This is a genomic window from Segatella copri, from assembly GCF_019127135.1.
GTDB lineage: Bacteria > Bacteroidota > Bacteroidia > Bacteroidales > Bacteroidaceae > Prevotella.
In genome coordinates, this window is sequence record NZ_JAHOEA010000039.1 from 1 (window position 1) to 24,485 (window position 24,485).

Sequence of the window (24,485 nt, forward strand, 5' to 3'; positions counted from 1 at the left end):
ATTACCCAGGGCGCTGCCCTGGGCTAGGGGCTTCTGCCCTTTCAGGGCGTGTGGAGCTTACATGCGAAACTTGAAAAGATAATTATTTCAGAAAGAAGCAGTGCTTAAGTCACTGCATACTTGATTTTTTATAACTCTCTAATTTGTGGGGGCAGGGTGCAGTGATGCACTCTGCCTTTTTATCTAGCCGAGAGAAGAGTGTAAAATGAACAAACAATATTAATCTAAAAATATAGAAACATGATAAATCTAAAGTACATATTTACATCAGCGCTGCTCGTGGCAGCTGCCAGTGGCAGTCAGGCTGTCAGCAGGCAGCAGATGCAGAAGCAAATAGACAAGGATGCCCCTGCATACACCATACAGGGCAAGGACTCCATCTGCCAGATATTCATCTATTCGCCAGCACCCAACCAGGGGTTGCATCTGGCTTATTTCACCGACGATGAGCGTTGGGTGGATGTAGGACAGCTCTGCGCCAGCGACTACGGTCCGTGGGGAGCTGAAAAGAAGATGTATAACCCCTTCGTGGTAAAAGCCAACGACGGCACATGGCGCGCACTTTGGAGCGTGAACCAGCATGCACCGCAGTTTGCCGTAGCTTATTCAGAAGACCTCATCACCTGGCGCCCGCAGGATTATCCCATCATCCGCGAAAAAGGCGTGAAGGATGTGGCTGCCTATCAGATGGATGACGGCAACTTCGACATCTATCTCAAGACATCCAAGGGCAAGCGATACGTACAGGCAAGCAACGATTTCCGTACCTTCAGGGAAGATACGCTGGAAGCTTCTGCCGATGAGATACTCTGGCAGCGCGACACCGCAACCATCGGTGGAAAACTCTTCCATGGCTGCGATTTCGAGGTGCCGGCAGTGCATCTCAACTACATCCGTTCCTGGTTCCACGCCCTCTCTGAAGAGGCAAAACTCAACGCCCAGCCGATGCCGAAGACCGATGCCGACCTCGCAGCTTATGCCAAGGTAAACCACATCGACCTGCCGAAAGATTCGGAAATCTCAGCCAACCTCAGCATCAATCCGCAGAAATCCCACCGCATCTCCAACAAGCTGATGGGCATCTTCTTCGAAGACATCAGCCGCGCTGCCGACGGAGGACTCTCTGCAGAAATGTTGCAGAACGGCGACTTCGAGTATAACAGGGAAGACCCACGCCACCAGTGGAACGCCACCACGGCATGGGTGGGGGTAGAGAAATCGGGCATCGCCACCGAAAACGGGGTGAGCCAGAACAATCCTCATTACGCCGTTCTGGGCGCTACACCTATTTATAATATAGGCTGGGACGGCATCGCCATCCGTCGCGGAACTGCCGTTGAGGGCAAGGAGGGCAAGCATCAGCCAGCCATCTACGAGGTGAGCCTGCACGCCCGCTGCATCGACGCCAAGAAGAAAGACCTCACCCTGGCGCTCGTAAACCAGGAGGGATTGCCGGTATGCCAGACCAAGATTAAGGTGCAGGGCGCAGACTGGAAGGAATATAAGGCGCAGCTCATCGTGACCGATAAATATGAGGGCGAACTCGCCAGCGAAGCCACCACCAAGGAAGGCAAACTGGGCAAGAACATCCGGTTCGCCATCCTGCCTAAGGGCGAGCAGAAAGTGGCGGTAGACCTGGTAAGTCTCAAACCACAAGATACTTACAAGGGTCATGGACTGCGCAAAGACCTTGCCGAGACCATTGCCGACCTGAAGCCTCGCTTCGTACGCTTCCCGGGCGGCTGCATGCTCCACGGACAGGGACTCAAGAACATCTACCACTGGAAGGAGAGCGTGGGTCCGCAGAAAGACCGCAAGCCAGCTTACAACATCTGGGGCTACCATCAGACCCGCCAGCTGGGTTTCTACGAGTATTTCCAGTGGTGCGAGGACATGGGAGCCGAGCCGCTGCCTGTATTGGCGGCAGGTGTTCCTTGCCAGAACTCTGTGGCAGATGAGCGCGGAGTGGCTGGTCAGCAGGGCGGAATCCCGATGAGCGAGATGCCGCAGTATATTCAGGATGTGCTGGACCTGGTAGAGTGGGCGAATGGCGACCCAGCCACCTCTAAGTGGGCTAAGATGAGAGCCGATGCGGGTCATCCGGCTCCATTCAACCTCAAGATGATAGGCATCGGCAACGAAGACCTCATCTCTACCGATTTCGAGCAGCGCTACCTGATGGTCTGCAAGGCGGTGAAGCAGAAATATCCTCAGATAGAGGTGGTAGGTACCGTAGGTCCGTTCCACTTCCCGTCTTCCGATTATATTGAGGGTTGGAAGATTGCCCGCGAAAACAAGCGCTGGATTGATGCCGTAGACGAGCATTATTACGAGCAGCCGGGCTGGTTTCTGAACCATCAGGATTATTACGACCATTACGACCGCAAGGCTCCTAAGGTTTATCTGGGCGAATATGCATCTCGCGGCGCCAATGCGGTAGACAATGCGCTGGCTGAGGGCATCCACCTCTGCAATGTAGAGCGCAACGGCGATGTGGTAGAAATGACATCCTATGCGCCGCTGCTGAGCAAGGACGGATACAGCAACTGGCAGCCGGACATGATTTATTTTGATAATAATAATGTACGCGCGAGCGAGAGCTACAAGATGCAGAAGATGTTCGGCCAGCATGCCGGCGACCTCTACATCTCATCCATGCTCAGTCTGCCTGAAGCGCTGAAGAAATATGTGGGTACCAGTGTGGTAAAGGATTCCAAGTCGGGCAAAACCTGGCTGAAGGTGGTAAATGCCTTGCCTCGCCCGCTGAAGCTCTCGGTATCGGGCTTGGGCAACAGGCAGGTAACCGTAGCCGGCAGAAGTGCCCAGGTTTTTGAGCTCTAGTTTTTTTCTTTACTCTCTCTTCTCTCTCTTCTCCCGCCGGTCCCCCGTTCCCTGCGATTCCATCGCAGGTCCCGTGGGTCCCGTAGGCAGAAGGGAGAAACGCCTACGGTTTTGCGTTTCTCCCTTCTCCCTTCCTCCCAAAAAGTGGTCATTAAGGTCATTGGTCATTAAGGTCATTAAGCTTTTTCTTATATTTCCTTACATTTTCTGTATTTTCTTGCACAAAACCCGAGGAAATGAGTATCACTCGTAATAAATCGTAAGCATTTTATTTATTTTCCTAACAAAAATACGAAGTTTTGTGAAAATTTATACGAAATTAGTTGGCTATTACATAATTTCTCTGTATCTTTGCAGGCAAATTATAACAAAGGGGCTCGAAAGAGCCCTTTTAAGCAAGAAAATAAAAGAAAAAAAAGATATGAAACATCCATTAAGAAGTAGCGTCTGTACTGAAGGCAGAAGAATGGCAGGTGCCCGAGCACTCTGGGTAGCTGCAGGTATGAAACACGAGCAGTTTGGTAAACCAATCATCGCCATCGTGAACAGCTTTACACAGTTTGTGCCAGGTCATACCCATCTTCATGAAATCGGTCAGATTGTCAAGAAGGAAATCGAAGCTATGGGTTGCTACGCAGCCGAATTCAACACCATCGCCGTTGACGACGGTATCGCAATGGGACACGACGGAATGCTCTATTCCCTCCCAAGCCGTGACATCATCGCCGACTCTGTAGAATACATGGTCAATGCTCATAAGGCCGACGCCATGATCTGCATCTCAAACTGCGACAAGGTGACCCCGGGTATGCTCATGGCATCTATGCGACTGAACATTCCTACCGTGTTCTGCTCAGGTGGTCCGATGGAAGCCGGACGCTGGAAGGGCGAGAACGCCGACTTGATTACAGCTATGATTAAGGGTGCTGATACAAGCGTTTCTGACGAGGAGATGACGCAGATTGAGCAGTGCGCCTGCCCAGGTTGCGGAAGCTGTTCAGGTATGTTTACCGCCAACTCAATGAACTCACTCACCGAGGCCATCGGTCTGAGCTTGCCAGGCAACGGAACCATTCTTGCTACCCACAAGAACCGCATCCAACTCTTTAAAGATGCTGCACGCCAGATAGTTAAGAACGCTTATGCATATTATGAGGACGGCGACGAGAGCGTATTGCCACGCAACATTGCTACCCGCGACGCATTCCTCAACGCCATGACCCTGGACATCGCCATGGGCGGAAGCACCAACACCGTGCTCCACCTGCTGGCAGTAGCTCAGGAAGCTGGCGCAGACTTCAAGATGGAAGACATCGACCAGTTGAGCCGCAAGGTGCCTTGCCTCTGCAAGTTGAGCCCTAACACCCAGAAATACAGTGTGCAGGAGTGCAACCGCGCAGGTGGTATCCTCGGTATCCTGAACGAGCTGAACAAGGGCGGTCTCATCAACGGCGCCGTAAAGCGTGTTGACGGCAAGACACTCGATGAGCAGATGAAGAAATACGACATTACCGGCACAGAGATTGATGCCGAGGCTGACAGAATCTACCATTCAGCACCAGGTAGAAAGTTCTCTACCCAGATGGGTAGCCAGGATGCTCAGTGGGAGAGTCTCGACACCGACCGCGCCGAGGGTTGTATCCGCGACCTCGAGCATGCCTACACCAAGGATGGCGGACTGGCAGTGCTCTTCGGTAACATCGCCCAGAACGGTTGCGTAGTAAAGACAGCCGGCGTAGACCCAGTGCTCTGGCATTTTGAGGGCCCAGCCGTATGCTTTGATTCTCAGGAAGATGCATGCGAAGGCATCCTCGGCGGAAAGGTTAACTCAGGCGACTGCGTAGTCATCACCCACGAGGGTCCGAAGGGTGGCCCTGGCATGCAGGAGATGCTTTATCCTACATCTTACATCAAGAGCCGTCACCTGGGCAAGGAATGTGCCCTCATCACCGACGGCCGCTTCTCAGGCGGTACATCAGGCTTGAGCATCGGTCACATCAGTCCGGAGGCTGCAGCAGGTGGCAACATCGGCAAGATTAAGGATGGCGACATCATCGTCATTGATATCCCTAGCCGCTCCATCAATGTGAAGCTCTCTGACGAGGAACTCGCAGCGCGCCCACAGCAGCCGCTGAAGCGCAACCGCGTGGTTAGCAAGGCATTGCGTGCTTATGCACAGAGCGTAAGTTCGGCAGATAAGGGCGGTGTGAGAATCATCGACTAGTCTTCGGGAGTCTTTGAAAGACAGTTTTTAGAGTCTTTGAGAAAAGAAAAGTTTTTGAATTATTCAGAATTATAACAGATAAATGGCAAAAGAAGTAATAACAGGAGCCGAAGCACTGATGCGCTCCCTGAAAAACGAGGATGTTAAAACCATCTTCGGTTATCCGGGCGGCAGCATCATGCCAGTGTTTGATGCACTGTACGGTTACACGAGAGGTGAAAAGAAGATGTTTGACCACATCTTGGTACGTCACGAGCAGGCTGCTGCTCACGCTGCACAGGGTTATGCCCGAGTCAGCGGCGAAGTGGGCGTCGCTCTTGTCACTAGTGGTCCTGGAGCTACTAATACATTGACCGGCATCGCTGATGCCATGATGGATTCTACACCAATCGTTGTCATCGCCGGACAGGTGGGCGTAGGTGCCCTGGGTACCGATGCCTTCCAGGAGGTTGACCTCGTGGGTGTTACCCAGCCAATCTCCAAGTGGTCTTACCAGATACGTCGTGCCGAGGATGTGGCATGGGCTGTGAGCCGTGCTTTCTACATCGCCCGCAGCGGACGTCCGGGACCTGTGGTGCTCGACTTTACGAAGAATGCGCAGGTGGCTACATGCGAGTGGGAACCAGTGAAATGTGAGAAGGTTACATCTTATAACCCTTATCCTAAGATAGATGAAAAGGCGGTGGCTGAAGCTGCCGAACTCATCAACAACGCCAAGAAACCATTCGCCCTCGTGGGGCATGGAGTAGAGCTTGGCGGTGCACATAATGAACTCATCGAATTCCTCGAGAAGGCAGATATCCCTGCCGGCAGAACCCTGCTCGGACTTTCTGCCCTGCCTAGCAACCACCCGCTCAACATGGGTATGCTCGGCATGCACGGTTCTTATGCTACCAACATGAAGACTCAGGAGTGTGATGTGCTCATCGCCATCGGTATGCGTTTCAGCGACCGTATCACAGGCGTGCCTTCTAAGTATGCTCCTCAGGCAAAGATTATCCACCTGGATATTGACAAGGCTGAGATTGACAAGGTTATCAAGACCGATGTGGCTGTGGTGGGCGACTGCAAGCAGAGTCTGCCAGCCATTACCCGCCTGCTGAACAAGAATGTTCACCGCGAGTGGAGAGATTCCTTCGAGGAATACCGCAAGCAGGAACAGGAGAAGGTAATAGAGAAAGATATCCATCCTACAGAGGGACCGCTGCTCATGGGCGAGGTGACCAACGTGGTAACGGAAGCTACTCATAATGAAGCAGTTCTCGTAAACGACGTAGGCCAGAACCAGATGATCAGCAGCCGCTACTTCAAGTTTACCAAGAAGCTGAGCATCGTAACCAGTGGTGGTTTCGGAACCATGGGCTTTGGTCTTCCGGCAGCCATCGGTGCCACCTTCGGAGCTCCCGACCGCACCATCTGCTGTTTCTTCGGCGACGGCGGCTTCCAGATGAACATCCAGGAACTGGGCACCATCATGGAGCAACAGGCACCGGTAAAGATGATTCTGCTGAACAACAACTATCTGGGCAACGTGCGCCAGTGGCAAGATCTGATGTTCGGCGGCCGTCACTCCTTCACCCACATGATGAATCCTCATTATGCAGAGATTGCCAAGGCCTACGGCATACCATACGATGTGGTAATAGACCGCAAGGACCTTCAGGCTAAGGTGGATAAGATGATCAGCACCAAGGGTCCTTACCTGCTGGAGTGCGCCATCAAGGAGAATGAAGACATCGTTCCGATGACGCTGCCGGGCAAGAGTGTAGATGAGATGCAACTCGAGTTGAATTATTAAAAGTTCTCGGCTATATATATAATAAGGTGTAAATTCCTTCAAGAGGAAGCATCCTCCGAAAAGGAAGACTCTGAAAAGTAACCGATTATTTTAAAATTTGGAAAAATGGAGAATAACAACGAAAAGAAATTATATACATTGCTTGTTTACTCAGAAAACATTGCCGGTATCCTGAATCAGATTACCGCCGTGTTTACTCGCAGACAGGTAAACATCGAGAGCTTGAATGTTTCGGCCAGCAGTATCAAGAATATACACAAGTATACCATCACGGTTTGGAGTGATGAAGAGCAGATTGAGAAAATCAACAAGGCAATAGAGAAGAAGATTGACGTGGTGAAGAGCGATTACTACTCCGACGACCAGATCTTCATCCATGAAGTGGCTCTCTTCAAGATTTCCACTCCGGTATTGCTCGAAAATCCAGAGGTTTCGCGCACCATCCGCAAGCATGATGCCCGCATGATGGAGGTGAATCCTACATACAGCACCGTGCTTCTGGCAGGACTTACCGAAGACATCGCCGACCTCTTCCAGCAGCTCAACAGCTACGACTGCCTCCTTCAGTATACCCGAAGCGGCAGAATCGCTGTTACGAGAAGTTTTGACGAACCTATTTCTGATTATCTCAAGCAGAATTCAGAAGATTAGTTTTCTTTCATATTTTGATGCCCTTTGTTCCTCTGGCTTCAAACTAGCGGAGCAGGGGGCTTTTTTGGTTTAAAACAACAGGACAAACAACAAAATAAAAGGACGAGACAGATATTATGGAACAGAAAATATTAGATAAGGTAGGGTGTTACGAATTTCTTTCGGAGCCTTTCCACTGCGATTTCAGCAGCCACCTCTTTATGGGGCATCTCGGAAATCATCTGCTCAATGCAGCCGATTTTCACAGCAACGACCGCGGGTTCGGCATGAACTACCTCATGCCCCGACACAAGACATGGGTTCTCAGCCGACTGGCCATTGAGATGACAGAGATGCCTAAGTCTTACGACCGCTTTATGGTAGAAACCTGGTGCGAGAGTGCCATGAAATATTTCACATCCCGAGATTTCAAAATCTGCGGCAAGACATCATCATCCGAAGAAACCAAGGTTTACGGCTACGGCAAGAGCGTGTGGGCAATGATTGATACGGAAACCCGACAGCCTGTTGATATTTTTGAAATTCACGACGGACTCATCAAAGAATATATTGATTCGGAAAAACCTTGTCCTATCCAGGCAAGTTCGAGAGTGAAAATGGGCAAGAATGCCAAGCTGGTGAGAACCATTGACACCTATTATCATGATGTAGATGTTAACGGGCACATCAACTCGGTGAAATACATCGAACATATCCTCGACCTCTTTGATTTGGATTATTACAAAACTCACTTTTTGCAAAGATTTGAGATAGCTTACGTAGCAGAAAGTCACCAGGGAGACCAACTTCATTTCTATTTGGAAGAAGCAAGTGAGGCGGAAAATATGCAAGAATACTGCATAAAGATAACAAAAAACGGCAAAAATGACGCAAATGAGGTGGAAGTTGTAAGAAGTAAGGCTAAATTTATTAAAAATTGAAAGAAAAATTTGGTAGTTTCATTTTATTTGCTTACCTTTGCACTCAGAAAATAAGAATAAACCCAGAGCCGCCTTCTTGGATAGGGGGTGGACGGATCAAACAGGCTCTCTTTGGATAAGAATACAGCTCGCATCCGTATGGACAAGTATAACCCGCGGCTCCACAAACGGCAAGCCGCACAAAAATTAAAAAAATTATGGCAGAAATGAATTTCGGTGGCGTAATGGAAACTGTTGTCACCAGTCATGAATTTTCATTGGAGAAAGCACGTGAAGTATTGAAGAACGAAACAATCGCAGTTATCGGTTATGGTATCCAGGGTCCTGGTCAGGCTTGTAACCTTCGCGATAATGGTTTCAACGTCATCGTCGGACAGCGTCAGGGTAAGACCTACGAGAAGTGTCTGAAGGATGGTTGGGTTCCTGGTAAGACTCTGTTCTCTATCGAGGAAGCTGCTGAGAAGGGTACTATCATCTGTATGTTGCTTTCTGATGCCGGTCAGATTGCATGCTGGCCAAAAATCAAGCCACACCTCACAGCAGGTAAGACTTTGTATTATTCACATGGTTTCGCTATCAACTGGAGCGACCGCACAGGCGTTGTTCCACCAAAGGATATTGATGTAATTATGGTTGCTCCTAAGGGTTCAGGTACTTCTCTCCGCACTATGTTCTGCGAGGGTCGTGGTTTGAACTGCTCTTACGCTGTATACCAGGATGCATCTGGCAAGGCAGAGGAAAAGACTATTGCCTTCGGTATCGGTATCGGTGCCGGTTATTTGTTCAAGACAACATTCCAGCGTGAGGCTACTTCTGACCTCACAGGTGAGCGTGGCTCATTGATGGGTGCAATTGAGGGATTGTTGGAGGCACAGTATGATGTGCTCCGCGAGAACGGTCACTCACCATCTGAGGCTTTCAACGAGACTGTTGAGGAGCTCACACAGAGCCTTGGCCCTCTCTTCGGTGCTAAGGGTATGGATTGGATGTATGCTAACTGTTCTACAACAGCTCAGCGTGGTGCTCTTGACTGGGCTCCTCGTTTCCGCGAGGCTATCAAGCCAGTAATGGAGTGGTTGTACTACTCTGTTAAGACTGGTAACGAGGCTCAGATTTCTATTGACAAGAACTCTCAGGCTGATTACCGCGAGAAGTTGAACGCTGAACTCGAGGCTATGCGCAACAAGGAAATGTGGCAGGCTGGTGTTACAGTTCGTAAACTTCGCCCTGAGAATAACTAATTTTTTTCTCGTACATAATGTTGAAAAGGGAATGGCCCGAGAGGTGTCGTTCCCTTTTTTCATGTTTATATGGGGGGGGTAAGTTGCTGGCATATACAAAAATCCCTCTGCTGGCGTATACGAAATCCCAATGCTGGTATATACAAAAAGCCCTGAAAAGGTAAAAGCATCTCTCTTCTGGAATGCTTTTACCCCTTCAGGACTTATAAGATATTAGGGTTTCATTTCCGGTTTCGGTTCAAGCCGGATTTCATTTTCCTCAACATTCACCATATTCTCCACAACCATTTTTTCAAGAACAGCAGCCACTTTCTCTGAATCATATTTCTGCTGGTCTAATTCTGAAATCTCATGCGGCTTTCCGTCTTTCAGCAGGGCCAGGATGGCTGATACAATTTCCTGCTGCTCAGGTATCTTGTGGTCTATGCAGACATCACATATCCCGCAGTCGTCCTCCAGCTTTGTTTCTTCGCCAAAATAAAGCAGAAGCTGGCGCGAACGGCAGATGGTGTCGTTCTTGGCATAATTGATGATACTCTTGATGTGGGCGGTAAACTGCTCCTTGCGCACCTCCCATACCTCCTGGGGGATGATGACGCGGAAACCGTCTTCCCTAGGACGCGTGTAGCTGATATAAGGCGTTTTGCGGCGGGGAATGAAGTCGATGATGTGGCGGGCACTCAGATTCTTCAGAATCATGTATACCTGCTGGCGGTTCAGTTCGCTCACACGCTCTATCAGCGACTCATCTATGTAAACATAGTCGGTAAATAGGCCGCCGTAGTTGCGCAGCAGTCCTGTAATCACTGCCTCTTCCTTCTCTGAAATATTCTCGAGCAGATAAAGGTCGTTTCGGCTGATGTTGAATCTGATTCTTGCCTTTCCGTCAGGATTGTCCTCGTAGTGGATGTAGCCTGCGCGCTCCAGGAGGCGCAGCGCAGAGTCTACGCGGGTAGGGAAGTACTTGTAGGTGACGCAGAATTTCTCTATCTCGAACATGAAAGTCTGTCCCATTCCGCTTCCCACAGCTACCTGGAAAAAGTAAGCCAGATGCTCGTAAACGTCTTTGATGAATTCCTTGTCGGGGAAGGTTTCGTCGATGCGTTTCAGGAGCTTGTTTTCATCGCTCTGGTTGTAGAGCAGCACCGCATAAGCCTTTTCGCCGTCTCTTCCGCCTCGTCCCGCCTCTTGGAAATAGGCTTCCAGCGAGTCGGGGCAGTCTACGTGAATCACCATCCTCACATCGGGTTTGTCTATTCCCATACCGAAGGCATTGGTAGCTACCATGACCCTTATCTCGTCGTGCTGCCAGTTTTTCTGTCGGATATCCTTTACGTCGGGATCCAGTCCGGCATGATAAAATGTGGCAGAAATTCCCTGCTTGTTCAGGAGTTCCGCCATCTCCTTGGTACGTTTCCGGCTTCTCACATAAATGATTGCCGAGCCCTGGGTGCACTGCAGGATATGAACCGTTTCGGCCACCTTGTCGTTGGTGGTACGCACCACATAGGCAAGATTCTTGCGGGCAAAACTCATCTTAAATACGTTTTGCTTCTTGAAGTGGAGCTGGTTCTGGATATCTTCTACCACATCGGGAGTGGCGGTAGCCGTAAGGGCAAGGACCGGCACACCGGGTTTCATCTCTCTGATTTTAGCAATCTCAAGATAAGACGGACGGAAATCGTAACCCCACTGGCTGATGCAGTGGGCTTCATCTACCGTGATGAAACTCACTGGAATGTGGCGCAGCTTGGTCTGGAACAGTTCTGAAGACAGGCGTTCTGGCGAAACATACAGAAACTTGATTTCGCCGAAAATACAGTTTTCCAATATTCGGATAATCTCCTGGCGCGACAAGCCTGTGTAGATGGCTTCTGCCAGGATGTTGCGGGCCTTGAGATGCTGCACCTGGTCTTTCATCAGCGCAATGAGCGGAGTAACCACGATGCAGACGCCCTTCTGGGCAAGGGCGGGAACCTGGAAGGTGATGGATTTGCCACCACCTGTAGGCATAAGACCGAGGGTATCCTCACCTCGGGCTATACTCTCGATGATGTCTCGTTGTATGCCGCGAAAGTCAGGATACCCCCAGTATGTGCGTAGTATTTCTTGATATTTATCTACCATTTGTGTAATCTGTGCCTAATCCATATTGAGGGCTAAATACTTCATCCTTCAGCTTCATCCCTCGTTTGGGCGGATATCTTCTATCTGAAGCTGAACTTGGTTTTTCTTGAATATATTCTCTTCTATGGTGAAGGCAATGTCGAAGCTTCGCTTGCTCTTGATGTAGCGGGCTGCTGCACTCTGACCGAAAGCGATGCCGTTTAATACGGTGCTCGACTTGGAGTCTACCAGTTCCAGCTTGATGTGCTCCTGTTCTCTGCCCACCACCTTGCTGGTTCCGTAATCGTATACCCGGTTGGTGCAGAAGATAGGTTTCTGGTTGCACGGACCGAAAGGAGAGAAGCGCTTCAAGTCGGCTTGCAGATGCTTGGTTATGTCTTTGAAGTCTATTTCGGCATCAATGTTGAGCGTAGGCTCTGTCTGTTGGGGCGAAATATGCTCTTCTACATAATGCTGGAACCGGTCTCTGAACTCTCTTACCTTATCCCATCTCAGGGTGAGTCCGGCAGCATAGGTATGACCGCCGAAATTGAGCAGGAGGTCGCGGCAGCTCTTGATGGCTGAGTAGATGTCAAAGCCCGTAACGCTGCGTGCCGAACCGGTAGCCATGTCGCCATCCCGTGTAAGAACCACAGTAGGGCGGAAGTAGATTTCGGTGAGTCGGGAAGCTACGATGCCGATGACTCCCTTTTTCCATCCTTCATCATAGAGCACGATGCTGGAGTTGTGTTTCATGCTTTCCAGACGCGAAACGATGCCGTTGGCTTCTTCAGTCATCTGCTTGTCTATGTCTTTGCGCTGCTCATTATACTCATTGATGTGTCTGGCCATGCGAAGGGCTGAGGAATAGTCTCTTTCTACCAGCAAATCTACGCTCAGCTTGCCGTTCTCCATTCTGCCTGAAGCATTGATGCGGGGACCTATCTTGAACACAATGTCGCTCATAGAGAGTTCGCGCCCGCTCAGTCCGCAGATGTCGATGATGGATTTCAGACCGATACTTGGATTGGTATTCAGCAACTTAAGACCATGGAAGGCAAGTATTCTGTTCTCATCTACCACCGGCACAATGTCGGCTGCAATACTCACGGCGCAGAAGTCGAGCAGAGGAATGAGTCTGGAGAACGGAATGTTGTTGTTCTTGGCAAAGGCCTGCATAAACTTGAAGCCTACACCGCATCCGCAGAGATGCTTGAAAGGGAACGAATCGTCTGGACGCTTCGGATTGAGTATGGCCACAGCGGGTGGCATCACGTCGTCAGGGACATGATGGTCGCAGATGATGAAGTCTATTCCCAGACTCTTGGCATATTCTATCTCCTGAATAGCCTTGATTCCGCAGTCTAGAATAATAATCAGTTTTACACCAGTCTGATGTGCAAAATCTATTCCTTTCTTACTCACTCCGTAGCCCTCGTCGTAGCGGTCGGGGATGTAGTAGTCGATGTTTGAATAGAATTGCTGTAAGAATTTGTACACCAGGGCAACGGCGGTGCATCCGTCTACGTCGTAGTCTCCGTAAACGAGGATACGTTCCTTTCTACCCATTGCATCGTTCAGGCGGTCTACGGCAATATCCATGTCTTTCATCAGAAATGGATTGATGAGATCTGAGAGCTGTGGACGGAAGAACCGTTTGGCTGCAGATTCTGTCGTAATCTCGCGCTTGATAAGCAAATGGGCAAGAACCGGGCTCATGTTTAGCTTGGCGCCTAATTCTTCAGCTGCTTTTTGCTGTTCAGGTGTTGGTGATTCGTAATTCCATTTAAAATGCATTTTAATTATTTTTTATTTCTGCCCCCAAAGTTACGAAAATTAAATGATAAAAGGAAATGTTTAGGGAGGAATTTTACCAAATTACCTAGAAATAAGTAAAAATAAGACTTGTTGGCAAACAAAAAGAAGTAATTATGAGATTTTCTTGTTAAGCCGAAATAAGTAAATATGTGATTTTCTTGGTAACAAAAAAGGCAGCAAACTCATCGGTTTGCTGCCCCTTGAATATTTTGTCTAGGAGAATATCCATAGAAAGTCTATAAACTGTTAACTATAAACTTTTAACTATTAAAACTCTCTTAGATTCCGAGCTTCTTGCGGATGTCCTTAGGGAGGGCATTCTTGTTAACCATGAAGTCCATAGTCTTGTAAGCTACGAAAGCCTTGGTCATGTACCAGGTTCCCTTGTAGTCACCATACTCGCCCCAAGAGTTCTTAACCATGTAGTATTCCTTGCCGTTCTGGTCCTTAGCAATACCGTAGATGTGCATACCATGGTCATCAGTTGTCTCCCAGTTGTCGAATGCTTCCTGACGCATAGCCTGTGTAGGAACAATCTCAGGAGCATTTACGCCGAGAGAATCAAACTTCTCCTTCTTCTCGTCCTTAGAGAGCTTGAACCAATGGTCAGCATCTGTACCGGCCATAGAGCGAACCTTCTTTACGTCGTAAGCGATGCCGAGACCCTTGCGAGTGAAACCATCTTCTGTTACGTCACCGCCCCAAGCTACTGTGTAACCGTTGTTTACAGCGTTGTCGATGATCTTGCAGATGTCTTCCATAGGAACGTTGTAGCTCAGAGGCCAGCGCCAGTTGTCCTGTACCTCAACAGCAAATTTGCTCCACATTGGGTGGTGGGTGTAGCTGGTGATGGTTACATAATCATCAAGATTCAAACCGAGGCTCTGGCAGAAGCTCTGTGGAGTATACTGCTTGCCCTCGTATGTAAACTTCGCAGGAGTCTTACCGATGTAAGAGTCGATGATGCCCTGAAGACCGCTCTTCCAAGCTGGAGAAAGCTTCTTGGATGTGCTCTTTGCTACAGCCTCTACGTATGGAGTCATTACAGCGAAGAACTCACCGAAGTTAGCCAGAGAGTCACCTGTCAATGAACCTGGTGCAGGCATGGCTGACTCAGGTACAATACCATAGTGCTGCAAAGCATAGAGTACATCGTAGGCGCTACCACCCTCAGAGAAGCTCACGTCGCCGTGCATTCTTACTGCCACTGTGGCGCGGTCCATATAAGTCTTGTTGGCTACGAACATCTCGCTGAGGTCGTAGGTCTTGCCTGTCTTCTTCAAGATTTCACTCTCGAAGTAGCTGAGGGTAGAGTAAGCCCAGCACGTACCACTGCGGTTCTGGTCCTTGATGCTAGTGATAGGGTTCTGCTTTACCACTGTAAATACTGGTTTGTTCTTTGCTACTTCTGCAGAGTCTGCAGCTTTCTTCGCATTTGCTCCTGTGGCTACCAAAGCCATCAAGGCTGCAACAATCATAGTTTTCTTCATGAATTCTTTTCTCTTTATATTAATGTTCTTTTTATATCTTCTCTCGAATATCTCTTTCTGGAAATGATTTCTTTTTTCAGAAATTGCTTCTTTCCGGGAATTTTATTCCTTGTTGGCTGCCATGAACTCCTCAACATCTTTTGGATGATAAGGAATGCGGTCTTTGCCCAGGAATCTGCAACCATCCTTGGTGATGAGTACATCGTCCTCAATTCGGATACCGCCGAAATCTTTGTAGGTCTCAATCTTGTCGAAGTTGAGGAATTCTGCACAGTGGCCGGATGCCTTCCAGTCGTCGATGAGGGCAGGGATGAAGTAAACTCCCGGCTCATCGGTTACTACGAAACCTTCCTGCAGACGGCGACCCATACGCAGGCAGTTGGTACCGAATTGCTCCAGATTAGGGCGTACTTCTTCATCGAAACCAACGTTAATCTGGTCGAGGTTCTCCATGTCGTGAACATCCATTCCCATCATGTGGCCCAATCCGTGAGGCAGGAACATGGCGTGTGCGCCAGCCTTTACAGCCTCTTCTGTATCACCCTTGGCTAGTCCGAGCTCCTTCATGCGGTCGAAGAGCAGGCGGCAAACAGAGAAGTGTACGTCTGCCCATTTTACGCCTGGCTTGGCTACATCCAGTGCATGGTCGTGGCATTCTTCTACAATAGAGTAGATTTCCAACTGGCGCTGGCTGAACTTTCCGCTCACCGGCATGGTGCGGGTGTTGTCTGAACAGTAGTTGTTCATGGTTTCTGCACCTGCATCACAGAGTGCCAGTCTGCCTTCTTCCAGTACATTCATAGATGGATAACCATGCTGAATTTCGCCGTGCTGGCTGAAGATGGTTGGGAAGCTGACCATGGATCCGTAAGAGTGGGCAACACCGCTTACCTGACCTGCTACATATTTTTCTGTCACACCCGGACGTACGAGTTTCATCGCTGTGGTATGCATCTTGTATCCGATGACTGCAGCACGCTCCAATTCCTCGATTTCTTCTTGGGTCTTGGTTGAACGCATCTTCACTACAGCCTTGATGAGGTCCATGCTGGCCTCTTCTTTCTGCTGGTTAGGATGAATGCCCAGAAGGTCGAATACTTGCAGTTTAATGTCGTAGCGGTAAGGCGGCAGGATATGAATCTTGCGCTTCTTCGACATGGCGTCGTTGCAGATGGTCTTGAGCGTTTTCATAGGTGCTGAGTTGTGAACGCCTACCTGTGCTGCAAGATCATGAACACTGTCAACGCTTCCGTACCATACGATGTCTACGAGGTCGATGTCGTCGCCAATCAGGGTTTCAATGTCGTTGTCTATATCTATCACACCTACCAGACCGTCACGCTGCAATCCGAAATAATAAAGGAATGTAGAGTCCTGACGGAAAGGGTAATACCCGTTATTCGGGAAATTACATGGTGAATTATTGTTTCCGAAAAGTATAATTACGCCGCTTTTCACAAGCTTCTTCAGTTCCTGTCTGCGGCTGATGTAAGTCTCTTTGCTGAACATATTTTTAGTATTTTACATTATTTTGCTTGCAAAGTTAGCAATTATTTCCAAAAAAATGCGTATCTTTGCAAGCAAAATTGAATAAAACGCGTGATTTTATAAATAATTAATATAAAAACGGCTTTTTGCTAGACAAAATGTAAGAAAATTGTCTGTGCTGCGAGCAAAATATAATTATTTTGAGAATTTTAAAAGCAGAGAGTGTGTTATGAAATTGAATTTAAAAACAACAGGTTTGGTTCTTGAGGGAGGAGGCATGCGAGGGGTCTTCACCAGTGGGGTGCTGGATGCATTCATGAAGCATGATGTTTATTTCCCTTATACGGTGGCAGTATCGGCTGGGGCATGTAATGGTATGTCGTATATGAGCCGCCAGCCTCGGCGTGCCCGTATCTCAAACATCGATTATCTGGCCCGATACCAGTATATCGGTGTCCGCCATCTGGTGACTCAGGGGTGTATCTTCGACCGCAAATTGCTCTACGATAAGTTTCCGAACCAGCTCTTGCCCTTCGATTTTGATACCTTTTTTAAGTATGCCGAAGGTTTTGAGATGGTTACTACCAATTGTCTTACGGGCAAGGCAATGTATCTTTCCGAGAATCATGACAGGCAGCGTGCACTGGATGTGGTGCGTGCTTCCAGCAGTTTGCCGTATGTGAGTAAGATTGTGGATGTGGATGGCATTCCGATGTTGGATGGTGGTATTGCGGACAGTATTCCGGTGCAGCACGCCATTGACCTGGGCTGGCAACACAATGTGGTTGTCCTGACCCGCAACAAGGGGTGGCGGGATACAGGAAAAGACCGTAAGATACCTTATTTATATAAGAACTATCCTCGTCTGCGCGTGGCTCTGAGTCACCGTCACCGGGCTTATAATGAACAGATCCAGCTTGTAGAAGCCCTGGAGGCTGCGGGTAAGATTACCTGTATCCGTCCGATCCGTCCGCTGGAAGTAGGCCGAATAGAGAAGGATACCGATAAGCTGGAGCGCCTCTACGAAGAAGGTTTCATGCTGGGTGAAGCTTTCTGCGAAAAATGCGTAGAAAAAGAATAGTATATAATAAGGTGTAGAATTGACGTATGTGACTCGGAAATGGATAGAAAATATGATTTAGGCACGGATTACTCTATGCCGTGTAATCCGTGCCTAAAAAATCATCGTTCTGGTTATGATAGTAATCAGGAATGATTTCATCTTATTTCAGCAGGTCCGGGCGCAGGCGCTTGGTTCTCTCTATGGCCTGGTCGAATTCCCACTGGCGAATCTTGGCTTCATTGCCGCTGAGCAGAATTTCCGGAACTTTCCATCCCTTGTAGTCGGCAGGACGGGTGTAGATAGGAGCGGCAAGGAGGTCGTCCTGGAAACAGTCGGAAAGTGCACTCTGTTCATCGCTGATAACACCTGGAACCAGACGGATGACGGCATCTGAGATGATGGCTGCAGCAAGTTCGCCCCCCGTCAGCACATAATCACCTACACTGATTTCGCGGGTAATGAGATGGTCGCGCACACGCTGGTCAATACCCTTGTAGTGACCGCAGAGGATGATGAGGTTACCCTGCATCGACATTTCGTTGGCTATCTTCTGGTTGAAAGTTTCACCATCTGGCGAAACATAAATCACGTCATCATACTCGCGCTCTGCCTTCAGTGCAGCAATGCAACGGTCTATTGGTTCACATTGCATCACCATGCCGGCACTTCCGCCGTATGGATAGTCATCTACTCGTTTCCATTTATCTAATGTATAGTCACGCAGATTGTGCAGATGAATCTCAGCGAGACCCTTCTTCTGCGCACGTGCCAGGATGGATTCATTGAAGAAACCCTCCAGCATCTCTGGTAATACTGTAATAATGTCTATTCTCATAACATCTGCAAAAATAATAAATAATGCGGAGAGCACCAAAAGTTTTTGCTTTTTCTTTCATTTTTACTCTTCTTTTCTTTACTTTTCTTTCTTTTTTCTCTGTTTTCCCATCTTTCCGTAGCCATTCCTGTCTTTTCATATCAAAATCCTGTTTTTCTGGAAAAAGAGGGTCTTGAGTGTATAAATATACAACAAAGTTATCAAAAAATCAGAAAAACCATATCAAAATGATAAATTTTCGATAAAACGTGCTACTATTTGTAGAAAAAGTTGTATTTTTGCAAACAGAATTGCTCGAAAGAGTGTATAATTAATTAAAATTGTGAACAAGATGATATTGGACATTGAAATGCTGAGAAGCTTTTACGCTTCGTATTCGGAAAGTGTAGCCCAGGCTAAGGCTACGGTGAAACGACCTCTTACTTATGCCGAGAAGGTGCTCTTTGCACATCTTTTCGACTCAACTCAGTTGCGACCATATAAAAGAGGTGTGGAATATGTCGACTTCCGACCTAATCGCGTGGCGATGCAGGATGCGACTGCGCAAATGGCGCTCTTGCAGTTCATGAATGCGGGTAAGGACAAGGTGGCCGTACCTGCTTCCGTACATTGTGATCACTTGATTCGTGCCGATGTGGGCGCAACACAAGATCTTCCTGAGGCTTGCAAGACCAATAAGGAGGTTTACGACTTCCTGAAGTCTGTTTCTCAGAAATACCATATCGGTTTCTGGGGACCAGGTGCAGGAATCATCCATCAGGTAGTGCTCGAAAACTATGCATTCCCTGGAGGTATGATGGTGGGTACCGATTCTCATACTCCTAATGCTGGCGGTCTCGGCATGGTGGCAGTAGGTGTAGGTGGTGCTGATGCCGTAGATGTGCTGACCGGTCAGCCTTGGGAACTCAAGATGCCACGCCTCATCGGTGTGCATCTTACAGGCAAACTCTCTGGTTGGGCCACTCCTAAGGATGTGATTCTCGAAATCCTCGGCATCCTTACCGTAAAGGGCGGAACCAACGCCATCCTCGAATACTTCGGCGAGGGATTGGACAGCATCTCTACCACCGGTAAGGCTACCATCTGTAACATGGGAGCCGAGCTGGGTGCAACATGCTCAATCTTCCCATTCGACCAGAACGCCAGCGAATATCTCCGCAAGACAGGCCGTGAGGAAATTGCATCTCTCGCACAGATGAATGCAGCCGAACTCCGTGCTGATGATGAGGTGTTGGCAAATCCGTCTGCTTTCTACGACCAGATTGTTGAAATCGACCTTTCTAAGGTTGAACCTCATCTCAATGGTCCGTTCACTCCAGATGCAGCCACCCCAATCTCTCACATGAAGGCAAAGGGTCCTGCCAACGACTATCCGATGGTAGTAGAAGTAGGATTGGTAGGTAGCTGTACCAACTCTTCTTATCAGGACTTGGCCCGTGCTGCCAGCATTGCCCGTCAGGCTTATGAGAAGGGTATTGAGGTGAAGGGACAGCTCATCATCAACCCGGGTTCAGAGCAGATTCGCTATACAGCCGAGCGTGATGGCATTCTTGATGATTTCAAGAAGATTGGAGCCCTCATCATGACCAATGCCTGCGGTCCTTGCATCGGACAGTGGAAGCGTCATACCGACGATAATACGCGCAAGAATGCCATTGTCACTTCTTTCAACCGAAACTTCCGCCGCCGTGCTGATGGTAACCCTAATACGTTTGCCTTCATCGGCAGTCCAGAGCTCACCGTGGCTCTCACCATTGCGGGCCGTCTCGACTTCAATCCGGCTACAGATACCTTGCTGGATAAGGATGGCAACAGCGTGATGCTCGATGCGCCTACTGGTTTCACCTTCCCTCCTAAGGGCTTTGCCGTAGAAGATAAGGGATTCATCGCCCCAAGCGAAGAAAATGCCAATGTAGAGGTAGTCATTGCGCCTGACAGCAACCGACTCCAGAAACTCGCTCCGTTTGCTTCATGGGATGGAAAAGACCTGACAGATATGCCGCTTCTTATCAAGACCGAGGGCAAATGTACCACCGACCACATCTCTATGGCGGGTCCTTGGCTGAAGTTCCGTGGACATCTGCAGAACATCTCCGACAACCTCCTGATGGGTGCCGTAAATGCCTTTAACGGTGAGAGCAACAAGGTCAAGAATCAGTTGGATGGTGCTTATGTTGAGGTTTCTACCGCTGCCAAGGCTTACAAGGCTAAGGGTATCAGCAGCATCGTGGTGGCAGAGGATAACTATGGTGAAGGTTCTTCCCGTGAGCATGCAGCCATGGAGCCTCGTTTCCTCAACGTGAAGGTGATTCTCGCCAAGAGCTTTGCCCGCATCCACGAAACCAACTTGAAGAAGCAAGGTATGCTTGCCCTCACATTCTGCAACAAGGATGATTATAATAAGGTGCAGGAGGATGACCGCATCTCTCTGACAGGCTTGAAGGAGTTTGCGCCAGGTTCTAAACTCACCGTCACCCTGAAGCATAAGGATGGCTCTGAAGATAGTTTTGAGGTAGAACATACCTATAATGATACGCAGATTGCATGGTTCAAGGCAGGAAGTGCTTTGAATTTTGCAGCAAAAAATAAGTAGTTATGAATAAGGAATATTTGATATATAAGCTGAGCGATGAGGTAAAAAACTCATGCAAGATTGATAAGGATGCATTCAAGAAGTTCAATGTGAAGCGTGGACTTCGTAATGAAGATGGTTCTGGTGTGTTGGTCGGACTGACCAATATCGGTAACGTTGTGGGTTATGAGCGCGATGCAGAAGGTAAATTGACCCCAACAGAGGGTAAACTTTATTATCGTGGTTATGAACTTGACGATCTGGTAACTCCTCTCTTGAAGGAGAAGCGTTTCGGATTCGAGGAAGTAGCCTTCCTGCTGCTCTCGGGCCAGTTGCCTGACAAGGAGGAATTGGATGCTTTTAAGGAACTCCTGAACGATAATATGCCGCTTGATCATCGTACGATTACCCATATCATCGAACTGGAAGGCAGCAATATCATGAACATCCTGGCCCGTTGTGTGCTTGAAATGTACACCTTCGATCCGAATCCGGATGACATCAGCCGTGACAATCTGATGCGCCAGAGCATTGAGTTGATTGCCAAGTTCCCAACCATCATCGCTTATGCATACAACATCTACCGTCACTCTGTTCAGGGTAGAAGTCTCCATATTCGTCATCCTCGTGAGAATCTCTCTATTGCTGAGAACTTTCTTTATATGATGAAGCATGAGAACTATTCCGAACTGGATGCCCGTATGCTCGACCTTCTCCTGATTATCCAGGCAGAACATGGTGGTGGTAACAACTCTACCTTTACTGTACGTGTAACATCTTCTACCCGTACAGATACTTACAGTTCTATTGCTGCAGGTATCGGCAGTTTGAAGGGTCCTTTGCATGGTGGTGCCAATATCAAGGTTATCAATATGTTCCACCATTTGAAAGAAGCTATCAAGGATTGGGGTAATGTAGCCGAACTTGATACTTATCTCAAGCGTATGCTCAATAAGGAAGCGTACGACAAGACAGGTCTTATCTATGGTATCGGTCATGCAGTCTATACATTGAGTGACCCACGTGCCGTAGAATTGAAGCGTCTGGCTGGTGAACTTGCCAAGGAAAAGGGTAGAGAAGACGAGTATAATTTCCTGAAGCTGATAGAGCAGGAAGGCATCAAATGTCTGCAGGAACATCGTGGAGGCAGTAAGCCTGCCTGTGCAAATCTTGATTTCTACAGTGGTTTTATCTATGAAATGATTGGTTTGCCACAGGAAATCTATACACCTATTTTCGCCATGGCACGTATCGTAGGTTGGACAGCCCATCGTATTGAGGAACTCAATTTCGAAGGTCGCCGTATCATCCGTCCTGCCTACAAGAATATTCTTGGAGAACTTGAATATCAGCCTCTTAACGAGAGATAAATACCTCTTGATATCATAAAGAAAGGCAATACCCATCATCGGGTATTGCCTTTTCTTGTCTATATGTTAACCGGCTCTCGTAAAGTGAATATAATGAGAAAGTTGAAATCGGGATAAGAAGGAAAAAATGGTAGAACTGCTTCGGCAGTTGGAACTTGTGAAAATTAATATACGTTAAATATACAAAGATGTATGTAGCAAATTTGGAGAAATGAATATTTATTCTTACCTTTGTAGCCGAAAAGTATAAAAAGTATAAGTATTGAAGTTTTAACCGTCTAGTTTTTAAGACAAAACAGTAAATGGATTGCATGGAAAAAGAATTTGAAGAATACTGGAATAAGAACCAGAAAAAATTAATCTTGAATGCTCCAAAAGCGTTACGCGATGAATATATAGACTCGACCAAGCTTGACAGCCCGATTGATTGGGTCTGTTTCATACTGCCAGTGGCTTTAGGTATTGGCCTTCAGCCAGTTCTGAATATTCAGAGTGAGATTCTCTCATGGGCAGTTGTACTGCTGATTGTGGTAGTTTGTTTCGCTGTATTGCAGTTGGTGAAGCCGATGTTGCAGAAAAAGAAATCTACCATACAGGTAGTAAAGAGCATCAAAGCTTATTATTACGAAGTATACAAGAAAAACGGTTTAAAGAAATTAGAGCCTTGGAATTAGATTCCAAGGCTCTTTTATTTGTTGGGGCCATTATACAATCATGAAATCACTCATCACATCATCTGATATGTAAAGACCTTCACGGGTGAGGGAGAGTCTTCCATCCTTTATTTTCATCAGTCTCCGGCTGATATGTGGCTGGGCTTCCTGCAGAAGTCTGTCTGCCAGTTCTTTTCCGAATTCCTGCTCCATCTTCATCAAGTCTATTCCGTCGCTTGTGCGCAAGGCGGTTGTTATCAGGTCATTGTAGCGGGTGGTGATGTCGAGTTGCTCGCTCTCTGAAGGTAGAATGCCTTCGCAGATGCTTCGGATATAGGTCTGGATATTCTCGATGTTCCAACTGCGCTGTTTCCTGTTGTAGGAGTGGGCTGCAGCTCCTATTCCGATATATGGCACTTCATGCCAGTAACTGCTGTTGTGGCGTGAACGGAACCCCGGACGGGCAAAATTGCTGATTTCATAATGCTCGTAGCCTGCCCCGGTGAGCAGATCAATCAGAGTCTCGTACATTCTGCGACTTGTTTCTTCATCTATCTCTCTGATTTTCTCCTGTTCCAGCAGACGGTAGAGTGGGGTTCTCTCTTCGTACATCAGACTGTAAGCTGAGATATGTTCCACATCCAGTTGTATGGCGTGCCGGATGTCGCTCACCCATTGGGACAGAGATTCTTCGGGGAATCCGAACATCAGGTCAATACTGATATTGCGGATGCCGATGTTGCGGAGCCGGGTGATGGCTTCATCTACCTCTCTGGCGTTATGACGGCGATGCAGAAAGCGTAAGCGCTCATTGCTGAAGGTCTGCGCTCCCATGCTGATTCTGTTGACGGGGAGTTGCTTCAGCGTCTCACAGAAATCACCGGTTACATCGTCGGGATTACATTCCATCGTAATCTCTATATTCTCTGTCAGCGTATAGTTCTTTCTGATAGCAGAGAAGATCTGGTTGAGATGGGAACCTTTGAGCTGACTTGGAGTGCCACCACCTAGATAGATGGTTTCGATGGGCTCATCGTTTCCGAGTGCGGCTTTTGACGGGCGCATCTGCATCTCCCGACAGAGAGCATCAACGTAGTCGTCCCTCAACTTGAGGGAGGTGGTACTGTAAAAACCGCAGTAGATACACCGGCTTTCACAAAAGGGGATATGTATGTATAGTCCTGCCATAGTTCTGTACTTCTTTTTCTATATATAATAAGGTGTAAAGACAAAAACATGTCTAAACAAAGTGCAAAAGTACTAATATGTTTTAAAAAACAGAAGTTTTTTGCCCAAAACTTTTGGTAATGTGCGATTTTTTTGTAATTTAGTAGCATGAAACAGAAGAACCGGTGGTTTGACTGTGGATTGCAACTAGCAAATTTAAGTATAACCCTTAAAAATCTATAAGCGTC

The 24,485-nt window shown here is 48.0% G+C and carries 17 protein-coding genes; 10 read left to right on the forward strand and 7 right to left on the reverse strand.

Annotated elements, in window-relative coordinates:
- Window positions 1–240: 240 nt before the first annotated feature.
- From KSW37_RS10595 to ilvC, 6 genes are all read left to right on the forward strand, one after another.
- Window positions 241–2,841 (forward strand): alpha-L-arabinofuranosidase C-terminal domain-containing protein, encoded by a 2,601-nt coding sequence (locus KSW37_RS10595; protein WP_217743472.1) that lies wholly within the window; start codon window positions 241–243, stop codon window positions 2,839–2,841.
- Between the two features lie 421 nt (window positions 2,842–3,262).
- The gene (ilvD, locus tag KSW37_RS10600) at window positions 3,263–5,065 is read left to right on the forward strand and encodes a dihydroxy-acid dehydratase (protein ID WP_040552905.1); all 1,803 of its coding nucleotides are present in this window, start codon (window positions 3,263–3,265) and stop codon (window positions 5,063–5,065) included.
- Between the two features lie 82 nt (window positions 5,066–5,147).
- On the forward strand, window positions 5,148–6,863 hold the full coding sequence (ilvB, locus tag KSW37_RS10605) for a biosynthetic-type acetolactate synthase large subunit (protein ID WP_217314290.1): 1,716 nt from the start codon (window positions 5,148–5,150) through the stop codon (window positions 6,861–6,863).
- A 105-nt stretch (window positions 6,864–6,968) separates the two neighbouring features.
- Complete coding sequence (gene ilvN, locus KSW37_RS10610; RefSeq protein WP_022121921.1) at window positions 6,969–7,514, forward strand: acetolactate synthase small subunit; 546 nt, start codon at window positions 6,969–6,971, stop codon at window positions 7,512–7,514.
- A gap of 116 nt (window positions 7,515–7,630) precedes the next feature.
- The gene (locus tag KSW37_RS10615; protein WP_217314291.1) at window positions 7,631–8,434 is read left to right on the forward strand and encodes an acyl-[acyl-carrier-protein] thioesterase; all 804 of its coding nucleotides are present in this window, start codon (window positions 7,631–7,633) and stop codon (window positions 8,432–8,434) included.
- A 197-nt stretch (window positions 8,435–8,631) separates the two neighbouring features.
- Window positions 8,632–9,675 carry a ketol-acid reductoisomerase gene (gene ilvC, locus KSW37_RS10620; RefSeq protein ID WP_089543564.1) on the forward strand — a complete coding sequence of 348 codons (1,044 nt, stop codon included), beginning with the start codon at window positions 8,632–8,634 and terminating at the stop codon, window positions 9,673–9,675.
- Between the two features lie 213 nt (window positions 9,676–9,888).
- Here the strand turns inward: ilvC and KSW37_RS10625 are convergent, their stop codons facing one another.
- The 4 genes from KSW37_RS10625 to KSW37_RS10640 all read right to left on the reverse strand — a co-directional run bounded on the left by KSW37_RS10625 (window position 9,889) and on the right by KSW37_RS10640 (window position 16,598).
- On the reverse strand, window positions 9,889–11,802 hold the full coding sequence (locus KSW37_RS10625) for a RecQ family ATP-dependent DNA helicase (RefSeq protein ID WP_217314292.1): 1,914 nt from the start codon (window positions 11,800–11,802) through the stop codon (window positions 9,889–9,891).
- Window positions 11,803–11,856: 54 nt separating this feature from the next.
- Window positions 11,857–13,578 (reverse strand): single-stranded-DNA-specific exonuclease RecJ, encoded by a 1,722-nt coding sequence (recJ, locus tag KSW37_RS10630; protein ID WP_217314293.1) that lies wholly within the window; start codon window positions 13,576–13,578, stop codon window positions 11,857–11,859.
- Between the two features lie 299 nt (window positions 13,579–13,877).
- Window positions 13,878–15,089, reverse strand: coding sequence for an aminopeptidase C (locus KSW37_RS10635; protein WP_217314294.1), 1,212 nt, complete (start codon window positions 15,087–15,089; stop codon window positions 13,878–13,880).
- Window positions 15,090–15,191: 102 nt separating this feature from the next.
- Complete coding sequence (locus KSW37_RS10640) at window positions 15,192–16,598, reverse strand: aminopeptidase P family protein (RefSeq protein ID WP_217314295.1); 1,407 nt, start codon at window positions 16,596–16,598, stop codon at window positions 15,192–15,194.
- Window positions 16,599–16,806: 208 nt separating this feature from the next.
- Here KSW37_RS10640 and KSW37_RS10645 point away from each other — a divergent pair, with 208 nt between their 5' ends.
- Window positions 16,807–17,658: a patatin-like phospholipase family protein gene (locus tag KSW37_RS10645; RefSeq protein ID WP_217314296.1), complete on the forward strand. Its 852-nt coding sequence runs from the start codon at window positions 16,807–16,809 to the stop codon at window positions 17,656–17,658.
- A 142-nt stretch (window positions 17,659–17,800) separates the two neighbouring features.
- Here the strand turns inward: KSW37_RS10645 and trmD are convergent, their stop codons facing one another.
- Entirely contained in the window at window positions 17,801–18,475 is a 675-nt protein-coding gene (gene trmD, locus KSW37_RS10650; RefSeq protein ID WP_217314297.1) for a tRNA (guanosine(37)-N1)-methyltransferase TrmD, read from the reverse strand.
- Entirely contained in the window at window positions 18,420–18,614 is a 195-nt protein-coding gene (locus KSW37_RS10655) for a hypothetical protein (protein WP_217314298.1), read from the reverse strand. The genes trmD and KSW37_RS10655 overlap by 56 nt, the downstream gene beginning before the upstream one ends.
- A 192-nt stretch (window positions 18,615–18,806) precedes the next feature.
- On the opposite strand from KSW37_RS10655, the gene KSW37_RS10660 reads away from it, so the two are divergent.
- The 3 genes from KSW37_RS10660 to KSW37_RS10670 all read left to right on the forward strand — a co-directional run bounded on the left by KSW37_RS10660 (window position 18,807) and on the right by KSW37_RS10670 (window position 23,091).
- Window positions 18,807–21,068, forward strand: a complete 2,262-nt coding sequence (locus KSW37_RS10660) for an aconitate hydratase (protein ID WP_217314308.1) — start codon at window positions 18,807–18,809, stop codon at window positions 21,066–21,068.
- Between the two features lie 2 nt (window positions 21,069–21,070).
- Window positions 21,071–22,417 carry a citrate/2-methylcitrate synthase gene (locus tag KSW37_RS10665; protein WP_217314299.1) on the forward strand — a complete coding sequence of 449 codons (1,347 nt, stop codon included), beginning with the start codon at window positions 21,071–21,073 and terminating at the stop codon, window positions 22,415–22,417.
- 311 nt (window positions 22,418–22,728) lie between these two features.
- Window positions 22,729–23,091 carry a hypothetical protein gene (locus KSW37_RS10670; protein WP_217314300.1) on the forward strand — a complete coding sequence of 121 codons (363 nt, stop codon included), beginning with the start codon at window positions 22,729–22,731 and terminating at the stop codon, window positions 23,089–23,091.
- Between the two features lie 30 nt (window positions 23,092–23,121).
- Here KSW37_RS10670 and hemW read toward each other — a convergent pair whose 3' ends face one another.
- Window positions 23,122–24,258 (reverse strand): radical SAM family heme chaperone HemW, encoded by a 1,137-nt coding sequence (hemW, locus tag KSW37_RS10675; protein WP_217314301.1) that lies wholly within the window; start codon window positions 24,256–24,258, stop codon window positions 23,122–23,124.
- Window positions 24,259–24,485: the final 227 nt, after the last annotated feature.